This window comes from Neptuniibacter sp. (assembly GCF_024231755.1).
Lineage (GTDB): Bacteria > Pseudomonadota > Gammaproteobacteria > Pseudomonadales > Balneatricaceae > Neptuniibacter.
Genome location: NZ_JAAEQH010000173.1, coordinates 1 through 13,868 on the forward strand (window position 1 = coordinate 1; position 13,868 = coordinate 13,868).

11 protein-coding genes are annotated in these 13,868 nt (G+C 46.4%); 7 read left to right on the forward strand and 4 right to left on the reverse strand.

Features of this window, described 5'->3' with window-relative positions; all coding sequences use genetic code 11:
• From GY843_RS09285 to GY843_RS09300, 4 genes are all read left to right on the forward strand, one after another.
• On the forward strand, positions 1–201 hold a 201-nt coding region (locus GY843_RS09285), incomplete at its 5' end, for an FAD-binding protein (protein ID WP_297308859.1).
• 78 nt (positions 202–279) lie between these two features.
• Positions 280–2,442, forward strand: a complete 2,163-nt coding sequence (gene fadB, locus GY843_RS09290; RefSeq protein ID WP_297308861.1) for a fatty acid oxidation complex subunit alpha FadB — start codon at positions 280–282, stop codon at positions 2,440–2,442.
• Between the two features lie 13 nt (positions 2,443–2,455).
• Positions 2,456–3,634: an acetyl-CoA C-acyltransferase FadA gene (fadA, locus tag GY843_RS09295; RefSeq protein WP_297308864.1), complete on the forward strand. Its 1,179-nt coding sequence runs from the start codon at positions 2,456–2,458 to the stop codon at positions 3,632–3,634.
• Positions 3,635–3,893: 259 nt separating this feature from the next.
• Positions 3,894–4,853, forward strand: a complete 960-nt coding sequence (locus GY843_RS09300) for a sensor domain-containing diguanylate cyclase (RefSeq protein ID WP_297308866.1) — start codon at positions 3,894–3,896, stop codon at positions 4,851–4,853.
• Positions 4,854–4,929: 76 nt separating this feature from the next.
• Here the strand turns inward: GY843_RS09300 and GY843_RS09305 are convergent, their stop codons facing one another.
• The 3 genes from GY843_RS09305 to GY843_RS09315 form a co-directional block, all read right to left on the reverse strand.
• Entirely contained in the window at positions 4,930–6,093 is a 1,164-nt protein-coding gene (locus GY843_RS09305) for a PilT/PilU family type 4a pilus ATPase (protein WP_297308867.1), read from the reverse strand.
• 110 nt (positions 6,094–6,203) lie between these two features.
• Positions 6,204–6,986, reverse strand: a complete 783-nt coding sequence (locus tag GY843_RS09310; RefSeq protein ID WP_297308869.1) for an alpha/beta hydrolase — start codon at positions 6,984–6,986, stop codon at positions 6,204–6,206.
• 9 nt (positions 6,987–6,995) lie between these two features.
• Entirely contained in the window at positions 6,996–7,604 is a 609-nt protein-coding gene (locus tag GY843_RS09315) for a TetR/AcrR family transcriptional regulator (RefSeq protein ID WP_297308870.1), read from the reverse strand.
• 105 nt (positions 7,605–7,709) lie between these two features.
• Here GY843_RS09315 and GY843_RS09320 point away from each other — a divergent pair, with 105 nt between their 5' ends.
• The 3 genes from GY843_RS09320 to GY843_RS09330 all read left to right on the forward strand — a co-directional run bounded on the left by GY843_RS09320 (position 7,710) and on the right by GY843_RS09330 (position 11,965).
• Positions 7,710–8,564 carry a crotonase/enoyl-CoA hydratase family protein gene (locus tag GY843_RS09320; protein ID WP_297308872.1) on the forward strand — a complete coding sequence of 285 codons (855 nt, stop codon included), beginning with the start codon at positions 7,710–7,712 and terminating at the stop codon, positions 8,562–8,564.
• 24 nt (positions 8,565–8,588) lie between these two features.
• Positions 8,589–10,607: an NADPH-dependent 2,4-dienoyl-CoA reductase gene (locus GY843_RS09325; protein WP_297308874.1), complete on the forward strand. Its 2,019-nt coding sequence runs from the start codon at positions 8,589–8,591 to the stop codon at positions 10,605–10,607.
• Between the two features lie 212 nt (positions 10,608–10,819).
• Positions 10,820–11,965 (forward strand): diguanylate cyclase, encoded by a 1,146-nt coding sequence (locus GY843_RS09330; protein WP_297308876.1) that lies wholly within the window; start codon positions 10,820–10,822, stop codon positions 11,963–11,965.
• A 44-nt stretch (positions 11,966–12,009) separates the two neighbouring features.
• On the opposite strand, the gene GY843_RS09335 is transcribed toward GY843_RS09330, so the two are convergent.
• Positions 12,010–13,848, reverse strand: coding sequence for an HD domain-containing phosphohydrolase (locus GY843_RS09335; RefSeq protein ID WP_297308878.1), 1,839 nt, complete (start codon positions 13,846–13,848; stop codon positions 12,010–12,012).
• Between the last annotated feature and the right edge of the window lie 20 nt (positions 13,849–13,868).

Genomic DNA, 13,868 nt, shown 5'->3' on the forward strand with positions numbered 1-13,868 from the left:
CAGACCGGCAAGATGGTAGCACCTGATCTGTATATCGCGGTGGGTATCTCCGGTGCGATTCAGCATCTGGCAGGTATGAAAGATTCCAAGATCATTGTTGCGATCAACAAAGATGAAGAAGCACCAATCTTCCAGGTGGCAGATTACGGCTTGGTAGCGGATTTATTCGACGCAGTTCCTGAGCTGGAAGGTAAGTTGTAAACAGCTTCCATAGAAAAATAATCCTGAACAGCCCAGCTTAAGGCTGGGCCAAAAATAAAAATATACGGAGCAACTTAGATGCTTTTCGAAGGACAAACGATTCACGTGCAGTCTATCGAAGACGGAATATACGATGTGGTTTTTGACCGCAAAGATGATTCCGTTAATAAACTCGATCAGGTAACGCTTGCTGAGCTACGTGAAGCTGTATCAGCACTGCAGGGTGTAGACGGTATCCGCGGTGCAATTTTCTCCAGTGCTAAAGAGTGTTTTATTGTCGGCGCGGACATTACCGAATTTATGGGCTTCTTCGCAGCTGAAGATGATGAACTGGTAGCAGGTCTGCTGGAAATTCATGGTCTGTTTAATCAGATTGAAGATCTGCCTTTCCCAACTGTCACTGCAATTAATGGCCTGTGCCTGGGTGGTGGTTTCGAACTGGCACTGTCCACAGACTATCGTGTGATGGGTGATCAGGCGAAAGTTGGTCTGCCAGAAGTGAAACTGGGCATCTATCCGGGTTGGGGTGGCACCATTCGCCTACCACGTTTGATCGGTGTCGATAATGCTAATGAGTGGATCTGCGGTGGTGCTGAAAAACGCCCTGCAGCTGCACTGAAAGACGGTGGTGTTGATGCCGTTGTAACAACCGATAAAGTTAAAGAAGCTGCACTAGATCTGCTGAACGGCTGTATTTCTGGCAAGTTTGATTATGCCGCTCGTCGAGTAGAGAAACAGAGCCCAATTAAATTGAATCAGATTGAGCAGATGATGGCATTCGAGTCTGCAAAAGGTGTGATTGGTGGTAAGGCGGGTCCTCACTACCCGGCACCAATGGCTGCTCTGAAAACGATTCAAAAGCATGCGAATCTACCACGAGATAAAGCCGCTGAGATTGAAGCAAAAGGCTTTATTAAGGTAGCGAAAACTGATGTTTGTGCGTCACTGGTTGGTCTGTTCCTGAAAGACCAGTACGTGAAGAAAGTCAGCAAAGGTTTTGAAAGCAAAGCTGAGCCAGTTAAGAAGGCCGCTGTGCTTGGTGCAGGCATCATGGGTGGTGGTGTCGCTTACCAATCAGCATCGAAAGGTACACCGATCCTAATGAAAGACATCAACGATGATGCTCTGCAGTTGGGTCTGGATGAAGCGACTAAGCTACTGAACAAACGTGTTTCCCGTGGCCGTATGGATGCGATGAAGATGGCAGGGGTGCTGAACAGCATCACGCCTACCCTGAACTACGGTGACTTCGGCAATGTTGATCTGGTTGTTGAAGCGGTTGTTGAAAACCCAAATGTTAAGAAAGCGGTTTTGGCTGAAGTTGAAGGAGTTCTGCAGGAAGGTGCTGTTCTGACATCCAACACTTCGACTATTTCTATCACAGAGCTGGCGACAGCGCTTAAGAAGCCGGAAAACTTCTGTGGCATGCACTTCTTCAACCCGGTTCACCAGATGCCTTTGGTAGAGGTTATCCGCGGTGAGAAAACATCTGAAGAAGCGGTAGCACGTACCGTGGCGTACGCAAAAGCGATGGGTAAAACACCGATCGTTGTTAATGACTGCCCTGGCTTCCTGGTTAACCGTATTCTGTTCCCGTACTTCGGTGGCTTTACCGCACTGATGGAAGATGGAGCAGACTTCAAACAGGTTGATAAAGTGATGGAACGCTTTGGCTGGCCGATGGGCCCTGCTTACCTATTGGATGTTGTGGGTATCGATACTGCACACCATGCTGATGCGGTAATGGCTGAAGGCTTCCCGGACCGCATGAAGCACGATAATGAAAATGTGATCGACCGTATGTTCAAACTGGAACGTTTCGGTCAGAAGAACAATAAAGGTTTCTACCAGTACGAACTGGATCGTAAAGGTAAGCCTAAGAAAATCGTTGATGAAGAAGTGCCTGCTCTGCTGGAAGGTATTGCAACAGAAGCGCGCGACTTCAGCGATGAAGAGATTATCGAACGTATGATGATCCCTCTGTGTATTGAGACTGTTCGTTGTCTGGAAGATGGCATCGTGGATAGCCCTGCTGAAGCAGATATCGCTCTGATCTTCGGTATCGGTTTCCCTCCATTCCGAGGTGGAGCTCTACATTACCTCGATCAGATCGGTCTGGATAACTTCGTGGCAATGGCTGCTAAATATGAATCTCTGGGCCCGCTGTATCAGCCAACCGAGAAGATGAAGCAGATGGCCGCTGCAGGCGAAAAATACTTTTCTGAAAGTGCACAGGCTTAAGGGGTAAATAAAGATGAACTTGAAACCAAATGACGTAGTAATCGTTGACGGTGTTCGTACCCCAATGGGTAAATCGAAAAACGGCTCATTCCGTAATGTTCGTGCCGAAGCACTGTCAGCAGCAGTAATGAAAGGTCTGCTGGAGCGTAACCCAGCAGTCAAAGCCGGTGATATCGAAGATATCATGTGGGGATGTGTAAACCAGACGAAAGAGCAGGGCTTTAACGTAGGTCGAAATGCTGCGGTTCTGGCAGGTATCCCGCACACTGTCGCAGCGCAGACAATCAACCGCCTGTGTGGTTCTTCAATGGCGGCGCTGCATGCAGCAGCTCAGGCAATTATGACCGGTAACGGTGATATCTTTATCGCTGGTGGTGTTGAACATATGGGCCACGTTTCCATTATGCATGGTGTAGATATCAACCCTGAGATGTCCAAGCAGGTTGCTAAAGCTGCGATGATGATGGGTGTCACTGCTGAAATGCTGGGCAAAATGAACGGTATCGGCCGTGAGATGCAGGATGAGTTTGCTGCACGTTCCCACCGTCTGGCGCACGAAGCTCACCTGAAAGGCTTGTGGGATAGTGAAATCATCCCAGTAGAAGGCCATGATGAGAACGGTTTTAAATCTCTGCTGGAAGCTGATGAGGTAATCCGTCCGGAGACTACAGTTGAAACGCTGAGCGCCCTGAAGCCAGTGTTTGTACCAAAAGTGGGTACTGTAACTGCGGGTACATCCTCTGCATTCTCCGATGGTGCATCCGCACTGTTAGTGATGTCTGCCGCTAAAGCTGAAGAGCTGGGCCTGAAACCACGTGCACGTATCCTAAGCATGGCGGTAGCAGGTTGTGATCCATCTATCATGGGTTACGGTCCAGTACCGGCAACGCAGAAAGCACTGAAGCGTGCAGGTCTGAAAATCGACGATATCGACTATGTTGAGCTTAACGAAGCTTTCGCGGCACAGGGTCTGTCTGTACTGAAAGGTCTGAACCTGCTCGATAAGATGGAAGACAAAGTAAATCTGAAAGGTGGTGCTATCGCACTGGGTCACCCACTGGGTTGTTCCGGTTCCCGTATCACCAACACACTGATGAATGTTCTGGAGCAGCAGGATGGCACATTAGGTCTGGCGACCATGTGTATCGGCATGGGTCAGGGTATTTCAACAGTGATTGAACGTGTGAACTAAGAGCGTATTAGTCGATGGAGGATTAACTCCACTCTATTCTCTATCGGCATACTCCACCCCTTCTCATATCCGAGAGAACTTCGCTCTAAGCTATCTTGCCTCGTCTTTTGACGGGGCTTTTTTCTTAGAAAAGGAATTCCTTTTATGTGTCAAAGGCAGACGGAAATGCGCTTGTAATTTGTGAATTTTACAGATTGAGAATATCCTAAAACTAACATTCATCATCTTAACTGTACGCTGATAATAGAAAGGTTTTGGAATGGGCAAAATTCAGGATTGGAGCATACCCGAGGATCAACAGCTATTTAGATCTCTTCCTGACGAACTCAAGCTCATTGTACTCGAGTCTTCAAGATGTAAAAAAGCGCTTGAAACCTTACTGGAAGTTACAGATGACTTCATCTACATAAAAGATATTAATCACAAATTTATCTATACCAGCGATGCCTTCGCTAAATTGACTAATCACTCATCATGGAAAGAGTTAGTAGGGAAAGATGATTTCGATGTTTTCCCTATTGAACATGCTGAGGTTTACTATCAGTTTGAAGAGTCAGTAATACAGAAAGGTCATAAATTAAATAAACATGAAGAACCTTATTATGACCTCCAAGGAAATCTTCGCTGGGTTAGCTCAACTAAAAACCCCGTATTTGACTCGCAAGGGAATGTAATTGGTCTGGTAGGTATAAGCAAAGATATTACAGAGCTAAAGCTTCAGCAGGAGAAAATTAAACAGCTAGCTGCACATGACTATTTAACCGGCCTGCATAATAGAAGGGCTTTATTTGAGCTTGGGGATTTATTCATACAAAAAGCTAAACGAGAGCAACAACAAGTCGCCATGCTGTTTATTGATTTAGATAAGTTTAAAAATGTTAATGACAGATACGGTCATGATATTGGTGATGAGGTACTTGTTAGGTTTTCTGAGCATTTGAGTGAGTCTACACGATCCTCAGATCTGGTTGTCAGAATCGGTGGTGATGAATTTGCCATTTGTATGAGTGGCAGAGCAGATATAAAGCAGTCAGCAATAAAATGTGTGGAGAGAATCTGTTCGGTTTCAGGAAGCGGGGAAATTAAAAGCTGTAGCTGCAGTGTAGGTATCGCCATAACTGATTCTGACTATAACCTGCTGAGCTTACTTAGAGTTGCTGACAAAGCTATGTATGCTGCTAAAAGCAGTTCTATAGATTATGTATGTGAGACCATTTAGGCCCTGAATGCAGTTGGCCTGGTTCGTATCTGTAGTAGATATCTCCAGTAAATAGAGTTATCTACTACCGATAGTCTTAAACCTCTTCATCCTCATCCAGCAGCTTCAAACCTGCCAGTGGATCATCATCCAGATGAACTTCCGGCTCTTTCGGCTTGTCCTGTTCCGCTTTATCATCGGAGCTGTTCAGGCTCATTTTCAGTTTCATATCGTTCGATGAGTCTGCGTTGATTAGCGCCTGATCCTGAGTAATCTTTCCTTGCTTAAAGAGTGAAAACAGGGAGTCATCAAAGGTTTGCATGCCCGAGGTCTCAGAGGAGGTAGACATGATCTCTTTGATCGCCTTAATCTCGCCCTTCATGATTTTTTCCTGAATGGGGGAGGTGCCCAGCATAATCTCAATGGCTGCACAGCGTTTGCCATCAATGGTTGGGACAAGACGCTGAGATACGATAGCTCTGAGGTTCAGAGCGAGGTCGTGGAAGATCTGTTTGTGCCTAGCCTGGGGGAAGAAGTTGATAATTCGATCCAGTGCCTGGTTCGCGTTGTTAGCGTGCAAAGTTGAGATCGCGAGGTGGCCGGTTTCCGCATAGGTCAGGCACTGTTCCATGGTTTCCTGATCACGGATCTCACCAATCAGAATGACATCCGGAGCCTGACGCAGAGCGTTTTTCAAAGCATTGTGGAAGTTTCGGGTGTCTACGCCCACTTCACGCTGGTTAATCAGAGATTTACGGTGGTTGTGGACAAACTCAATCGGGTCTTCGATGGTGATGATATGACCACCACTGTTACGGTTGCGGTGATCGATCAGTGCTGCCAGTGAGGTTGATTTACCCGAGCCGGTTGCGCCCACAAACAATACCAATCCGCGTTTTTCCATGATTACTTCTTTCAGGATAGGCGGAAGACCCAGTGTATCCATCTGAGGAATATCAGCTTTGATATTACGGGCAACGATGGAGTACTGGTTACGTTGCTTAAAGATGTTAATACGGTAACGTGCAACTTTAGGGATCGAGTAAGCCAGATTCATTTCCAGATTTTCGGCAAAATCGGCTTGTTGCTGCTCATCCATAAGCTCGTTTGCAATAGCTTCTATCTCGCCGGGTTTATAAGGCTCTTTACTCAGCGGAGTGAGCTTCCCTTCAAACTTAGCGCATGGTGGTGCCCCTGTGGTGAGATAAAGATCGGAGCCATCGCGCTTGGCGAGAATAGTCAGATAATCCTGAAACTGCATAATATCAACCTTGAAAAGTACACTTCACTCAAAATTCTAGTAATAGTACCGAGTTGAGTCACGTTCTATTACAGATAATTATATCTTCTGGCTATTGTTTGCTCAGGTTATCAGCGTAGCGGGAGCTTAGAGAGGATCTTTTCCTGTAAGCATTGGACAGTTTTTTTCGGATGTTCAAAAGGAAATAGATGGCCGCCATCAAAACTGATTAGCTCCATATGTGGAAAGTTACGCTGCCACCATTTCTTATCGCTACGGGCAAACAAATCACTCTTCTTGCCATAGATAACGCTACCTTTAACTTTCTTCAGGCATTTAGGTGCATCAAGCAGCACATTTCGAAATATATCGGCTTCCACTTCGGGGGATATGGCTAGCCCAACCCCGGATTCAGTTTCCGTCAGGCCGTGTTCGATATAATCGTTAAAGCATTCAGGATGAAATGATCTGAACAGACTCTTTTTACTGAAATACTCCCGAGCTTGCTCCCTGCTATCGAACTGGGCACGACGTTTTGAGGCTCTTGCTGCAGGCGTGATTTTATCCAACAGTCCCATCGGTTTGAGCAGTTTCATCGCGTAACGTTTACGCTTACTGAAAAGCACCGGGTCAAGCAGAATCACATGCTGGAACAGGTCTGGGCGTATAGCTGCAGCTATCAAGGTGACTACGGCGCCAGCAGAATGGCCCATGCCGATAATTGGAGCTTCGTGCCTGTTCTCAATATCTTCAATGAGCTCTGCTGCATAGTTACGCAAGTCGCCATTAAGGGGATAGTCGCCGTGACCCATCTTTTCTACATAGGTGATTTCATATTCCGGTAGCTGACTGAACAGATAGTTATAACTACTGCCGGGAAAACCGTTGGCATGGCTGAACTGAATTTTAGGCATGGTTTATCTCTATTGGTGCTGACGGATCAACATATGTACGGTGTTTTTAGCTATATCCTCAATATCGTCGCGATCAACGTAGATGCCATCATTAAACAGCCTGCAAAGCCCATGCAGGGCGGCCCAACTGGATTGGGCAACTCTCAGAGTAGGTTGTTCAGGGTCAAAAATTCCGTCCTTTTGTAAGACCTCGACCCATTTTAGCCAGTTGCGGAAACACTCTTTAGAAATGGAACGCAAAGATTCTGTTGGGACTCCGCATTTCCAGATCTCACGCCCGTACATCAGGTCGTATGTTTCTTTCTCTTCGTCAGCAAACTGGATGTAAGTCAGCACGTAGCGTTCAAACATCTCAGTTGCTGAGAGTGCTGCTTTCAGCTCGGCCATGGATTCGACGAGAGAGTCCTGCTTCAAAAAACCTTTTTCTGCTATAGCGCAGAGCAGCTCGTTCTTATCCTTAAAGTGGTGATATGGCGCGGTACGCGATACGCCCACTTTATCTGCCAGTTTGCGGATAGAAAGGTTTTCAACGCCACCTTCTGCAATCAGATCGGTAGCGGCATTTAGCAGTGATCCTCTCAGATCACCATGATGATAGGGTTTTTTAGATCTACTCATGAGCGGCAATCTAACAATCAATCTTGACAGTGTCAAAATAGATGATTATCTTGACGGTGTCTAGATTGTTTTTTCATCACCTTAAACCAATAAAAAGAGATGTGTATGAGCTACGAGACATTCACCCTGAGTGTGGAAAACCATATTGCCCATCTGCAGTTGAGCAGACCTGATCAGCGTAACTCGATGAATCGAACCTTTTGGAGAGAGTTTCCAGAAGCGATCCGTAAATTGGATGTGGAAGCTCAAACCCGAGTGTTGGTGATCTCCTCCACAGGTAAGCATTTCTGTGCCGGGATGGACCTGGAGGTTTTTACACAACCTGACCCGCAGATGTTCAGTGGTGAAGCAGGTCGCAGAGCTGAAGCGATTCGTCGCCTGGTTACCCAGCTACAAGAGTGTTTTAACGTTCTGGAAGAGGTGAGATTCCCTGTGATCAGTGCAGTACAAGGTGGATGCATCGGTGGCGCACTGGATCTGGTATGTGCAACCGATATGCGTTTCTGCACAGAAGATGCATATTTCACAGTCAAAGAGACTGAGCTTGGTATGACCGCTGATCTTGGAACGCTACAGCGTCTTCCGCGACTAATCGCTCCAGGGCTAGCCCGTGAGCTGGCCTATACTGCCCGTAAGTTTGTTGCAGTTGAGGCTTTGGCGGCAGGCTTTGTTAATCAGGTTTATCCCTCTCAAGATGAAATGCTGGAAGGGGTTATGAGAACTGCACAACAGATTGCAGCACAGTCCCCTCTAGCCGTCACGGGTTGTAAACAGATGATCAATTACGCTCGTGATCATAGTGTGGCAGATAGCCTGAGTTATATGGCGACCTGGCAGTCAGGTATGTTCCAGCCAAACGATATGATGCAAACCTTCACCGCGAAGATGTCCGGTAAAGCACCGGAATTTGATGGTTTGCGCGCAATTACGGCCCCTCTGCAGAAAGCAGAACAACAATAAAAGAATTACGACGAGAGCAGAATTATGACTACCCCATACCCACATCTTCTTGAGCCTCTGGATCTTGGCTTTACTATCCTGAAAAACAGGGTTCTGATGGGATCAATGCACCTTGGGCTGGAAGAGGCACCAAATGGTTTTGAACGCATGGCAGTGTTTTATGCAGAGCGTGCCCGAGGTGGGGTGGCTCTGATTGTGACTGGTGGTATCGGCCCGAATAAAGAGGGAGCGGTACACGGTCACGCCGCACAGATGGCATCAGCAGACGATGTGGCTAATCACAAAATGGTAACCGAGGCAGTACACAAAGAGGGTGGCAAAATCTGTATGCAGATTCTGCATACTGGTCGTTATGCTTATAACCCTCAGCCTGTAGCCCCTTCTCCAGTTCAGGCACCGATCAATCCTTTCCCACCTAAGGAGCTGAGCGATGAGGATATTGAACAACAGATTAGCGATTTCGTGCGTTGTGCCTCTCTGGCTAAAGAAGCAGGTTATGACGGTGTTGAGATCATGGGCTCAGAGGGTTACCTGATTAACCAGTTTATCGCAGCCCGTACTAACAAACGTGACGATGAGTGGGGCGGTGAATACGATGCCCGTATCCGTTTCCCGTTGGAAGTTGTACGCCGTGTTCGTGAAGCGGTAGGTACTGATTTTATTATTATTTACCGCCTCTCAATGCTCGATCTGGTTGAGGGTGGTAGCAGCTATGATGAGATCGTAAAGCTGGGCCTGGCAATTGAAGAAGCAGGCGCAACCATTATCAACACGGGTATTGGTTGGCATGAAGCACGTATCCCAACCATCGCTACAAAAGTGCCGCGTGCAGCATTTACATGGGTAACCGCAAAAGTACGTAAAGCATTGAACGTACCTGTGATCACATCCAACCGTATCAATATGCCGGATGTGGCTGAAGAAGTATTGGCGCGGGGAGATGCGGATATGGTGTCTATGGCGCGCCCATTCTTGGCTGATCCTGAGTTTGTGGTTAAAGCAGAAGAAGATCGAGCAGATGAGATTAATACCTGTATCGGTTGTAACCAGGCATGTCTGGATCATGTTTTTGCAGGCAAGCTAACAAGCTGCCTGGTAAACCCGCGTGCTTGTCATGAAACGGAGTTGGTTATCGCACCTGCGACTCACACTAAAAAGTTGGCAGTGATTGGTGCTGGCCCTGCGGGTCTGGCTTTTGCTACTACAGCTGCACAGCGTGGACACAAGGTAACCCTGTTTGATGCTGCTGATCAGATCGGTGGCCAGTTTAATGTGGCGAAACGGATTCCGGGTAAAGAGGAGTTTTATGAAACCCTGCGCTACTTCGGCAAACAGATTGAGTTAACCGGTGTTGAGTTGAAACTGAATACACCGGTAACGGCTGATATGCTGGATGACTCAGACTTTGACGAAGTGATTCTGGCTACGGGTATTACACCGCGTAAACCGGGTATTGAGGGTGAGGGTCATCCAAAAGCACTGACTTATCTTGATGTAATGAACGGTGCTCAGGTAGGCCAGAAGGTGGCTGTCATTGGTGCGGGGGGTATCGGTTTCGATATCTCAGAAGTCCTGGTGCATCAAGGCGAATCAACCAGCCTGAACATTCCCGCATTTATGCAGGAGTGGGGCGTAGATATGAGTATGGAAGCGCGTGGTGGTGTAGAAAATATGCAGTCTGATTTTGAGCCAGCCGCCCGTGAGGTTTATCTGTTGCAGCGGAAGAAAACCAAAGTAGGCGCAGGTTTGGGTAAAACAACAGGCTGGATACACCGTGCTGATCTGGTGAAAAAAGGTGTTCACCTGCTCAATAAGTGCGACTACCAAAAGATTGATGATGATGGTCTGCATCTGCTGGTTGACGGTGAACCGAAACTGCTGGAAGTAGATAATGTCATCATCTGTGCAGGTCAGGAACCGCGTCGAGAGCTGGAAGAGCAGATCGGTAAAACAGTGCATCTGATTGGCGGTGCTGATGTTGCTGCTGAATTGGATGCGAAGCGGGCGATCAATCAAGGAACTCGTCTTGCAGCAGAGATTTAATTATTCTACTAACAGGAATCTATTTTAAAGGGCGCTTAATGCGCCTTTTTTATTACTTAAAACTCTTTGATGTGTATCAACTGCGTTACTTTGTATTAAAGTAATCCGCAGGTGAAGTGATCGTTATCATGATGCAAGTATTATGAGCAGTTATTATGGGATAGGGATATATTCAAAAGGACTTTACTTCTTCATGCGAAGGAGGTTCCGTTGTGAAAGTTTATCTTAGTTCAGATATTGGGCGTCAGTTTGGCTTGATGGGATTAGTGAGTCTCTTCAGCATGCTGCTGCTTACTTTCCTTTTTTTCACTGCTTTTACAGATATCTATTATCAGCTTAAAAAAGAAGAGAGTCAGGATCTAACTACTGCGGGGTTAGCGATGACTAAAGGTTTTTACGAGTTGAGTAGTAAAGGGGAACTAAGTGAAGAGGACGCAAAAGCAATTGCGTTACAGGCTCTGAGTTCCTCCCGTCATATCCATGAAGGCTATTACTGGGTTAACGATAGTTCAGGGAATATGGTAATGCATCCGGTTAAGCCAGAGTTGATGCAGATTGATCTCTCGACAGTTCAAGATGTAAATGGACTATATCTCTTTAATGAATTTGTTATAGCAGCCCATGCAGGTGGTGGTTGGGTAGATTATATGTGGCCGAAACCGGGTGGTGATGACACTGCATACCCTAAAGTTTCTTATGTTGCTTATTTTGAGCCTTGGGATTGGGTGATCGGTACAGGCATCTATCTGGACGAGGTTGCTGAACAGAAGAATCAGCTGGCAATACAGGCGGCTAAATTAATCCTTGCCGCTGTGCTATTAATGGTCTTAATTTCTGTTTTATTCGCAAAACGTAGTACGACTGTAATCAAGGATATGGCGATCAAAGATCCGCTTACTGGTTTGTTTAGTCGACGTTATCTGAATGAATCTGAAGATAGCTTTATTAGTCGGGATAAGCGTAACGAGGATAATCACCTGTATGTGATCTTTCTGGATTTAGACCACTTTAAATTTATTAACGATAATTTTGGGCATCATTTTGGTGATGATGTGCTTGAAGCAGTCGGTAAGGTTTTGCATGAAAATACTCGTCCGCAGGATCTGGCAGTACGTTATGGTGGCGAAGAGTTTGTTATCTTGATGCTTGCGGAGTCTATTGAGCCTGTATTGCAGCTTACCGAAAGAATAAGAATGTTAGTCAATAAGCTGCAGTTTGCGCATGATATTAATCTGACTATAAGTGCTGGGGTTGCTCAACGGGGCTTTGAAGAGAGTTTCCCCTCAGTGCTAAATCGAGCTGATCACAACCTTTATACTGCAAAAGCTGAGGGGCGTGACAGGGTTGTTTTCGAATAGAGGCAGCCCTGTCTCTGAAGTTATAACTGAACTGCTAACCGATGTTATACATGCTTGAGGCGTTCATACACTTCCAATATTCTAGGTAGTGAACGATGGAAGGCACTTATGACTTCTGGGTCAAAGTGTTTTCCTGCTTCTTCATCAAACATCTTTAATGCTTTCTCTATCGGCCAGGCCTCTTTGTAAGGTCGCTTGGATGTCAGGGCGTCGAATACATCGGCAACGGCAACAATTCGGGCAGAAAGGGGTATCTCTTGTGCTTTCCAACCGTTTGGGTAACCGCTACCGTCCCATTTTTCGTGATGACCTTCGGCAATCTCTATCCCTATCTTAAACATTGAATGTCCGCTGGCATTGAGTTGCTCTTCACAGCGTTTGAGTACTTCGCCTCCAATTGTTGGATGAAGTTCCATCTCAGTTCGTTCGGTCTGTTCGAGTCGCCCGGGTTTTAGCAGAATGCTATCAGCGATACCTACTTTGCCGATGTCGTGCATCGGAGAGAAACGCAGAATATCTCTTACATAGCGGCTATCGATCAGATGTTGATAAGGCCCCGATTTTTCCAGTTCTTCGGTAAGGATCATGGAATATAAAGACATGCGCGTCAGGTGATCCCCCGTTTCCGGGTCACGGCTTTCCGCTAGTTTCGACAAGCCACTCACTGCAGAGATAACCAAATTCTCAACAAGCTCTGTTTTTTCAAAAGCATGCTGTAGCTGCCCACCTGCATTTTTCAATAGCTGCAGGTGCTTTTCGGTAAAGGCAGTAGGCTGCTTGCTGGCAAAGAGCAGCAGGGTTCCACTTTGATTGTTAAAAGGGATAAACAGAGCCGAGTTCAGTCCTGAACTCATCAGATAGGTTTTCAATTCAGAGTGCTGGCAATCCCAATCAGCTTGCTGTTGGAGTAGCAACATCTCAGATTCTTGCAGCGCGCTGCTAAGAGTACAGTCTTGCAGTGAAAATTCAGCATTAGTTTCTAATTGCAGATTACCGTCACTGTGGATTCGATCAAGTACCAGCGATTGCCTATCGTTGCTTTGATGGATCAGGCAAACGGCATCTATAGGTAGAAGTTGTTTGTACTCTTCGTATACGAAGCATAGGGCTGAATCGATAGTAGTTGCCTGGTTAACACTACTGGTAAGTTTGTACGTGGTTTTCAGGTTTTGTGATAATTCATCAATGGCACTATAAATAGTGCCCATCTCATTTCTGGATTGAACCTGTTCATCTTCTGTTAGCTCGCCATGTGCCAAATTCTGCAGGCGCTGCAAAATATTTCTCAGAGGGCGGCTGAAAACCCGGTGCAAAGAGATGAGTGTAATCGAGCCGATTAAGGTAGAGAGCGCTAAAAGAGATATATTCACTTGCCTTTGCTGTTCCAGCTGCTGGCGAAGCAGTTCGTGAGTCGTAGTGCCGATCTGATCTGATAAGCCAGATAGCTGTGCCTTATGCTCTACAACCCAGAGGGCTACAGCTTCTAGTCTGGGTTCGTTCGGATCTCCGATAGTTTCGGCAATCTGTGCAGAGTATTCTGTCCATTGTTCCAGTGCCTCTGGCTGATTGTGCAGCTGGGGTATCATTTCATCGAGTCCGCGAATGATGTTCCGTAAATCCTGCCCATACATGCCCAGATCACGGAAATAGGTTTCCCAGTCCCGTGGCGCATCCATTGCGTATTGAGAGCTTTGTTTAATTAGAGCTTTGAATAACTGCTGAATGTTGCCGGAGCTTTGTAGAGCAACATAATCCTGTCTGCGTTGGTTTTCGCTGTTGAAGGAAAACAAAGTATTTGCCGCCAGTAGGCAAAGTAGAACAACCACTGCTAATCCCATTTGGAAACGCAATGAATGGTAGAAAGGTAATGGCTGAGCAGACATGCACTCTTCCTTCAAGTTGG

What these genes read in the sequence shown, in the direction of transcription:
- GY843_RS09335 (WP_297308878.1), bottom strand. Translation starts at nt 13,848, where the DNA reads ATGTCTGCTCAGCCATTACCTTTCTACCATTCATTGCGTTTCCAAATG.
- GY843_RS09320 (WP_297308872.1), top strand. Translation starts at nt 7,710, where the DNA reads ATGAGCTACGAGACATTCACCCTGAGTGTGGAAAACCATATTGCCCAT.
- GY843_RS09325 (WP_297308874.1), top strand. Translation starts at nt 8,589, where the DNA reads ATGACTACCCCATACCCACATCTTCTTGAGCCTCTGGATCTTGGCTTT.
- GY843_RS09305 (WP_297308867.1), bottom strand. Translation starts at nt 6,093, where the DNA reads ATGCAGTTTCAGGATTATCTGACTATTCTCGCCAAGCGCGATGGCTCC.
- GY843_RS09300 (WP_297308866.1), top strand. Translation starts at nt 3,894, where the DNA reads ATGGGCAAAATTCAGGATTGGAGCATACCCGAGGATCAACAGCTATTT.
- GY843_RS09315 (WP_297308870.1), bottom strand. Translation starts at nt 7,604, where the DNA reads ATGAGTAGATCTAAAAAACCCTATCATCATGGTGATCTGAGAGGATCA.
- GY843_RS09310 (WP_297308869.1), bottom strand. Translation starts at nt 6,986, where the DNA reads ATGCCTAAAATTCAGTTCAGCCATGCCAACGGTTTTCCCGGCAGTAGT.
- fadA (WP_297308864.1), top strand. Translation starts at nt 2,456, where the DNA reads ATGAACTTGAAACCAAATGACGTAGTAATCGTTGACGGTGTTCGTACC.
- fadB (WP_297308861.1), top strand. Translation starts at nt 280, where the DNA reads ATGCTTTTCGAAGGACAAACGATTCACGTGCAGTCTATCGAAGACGGA.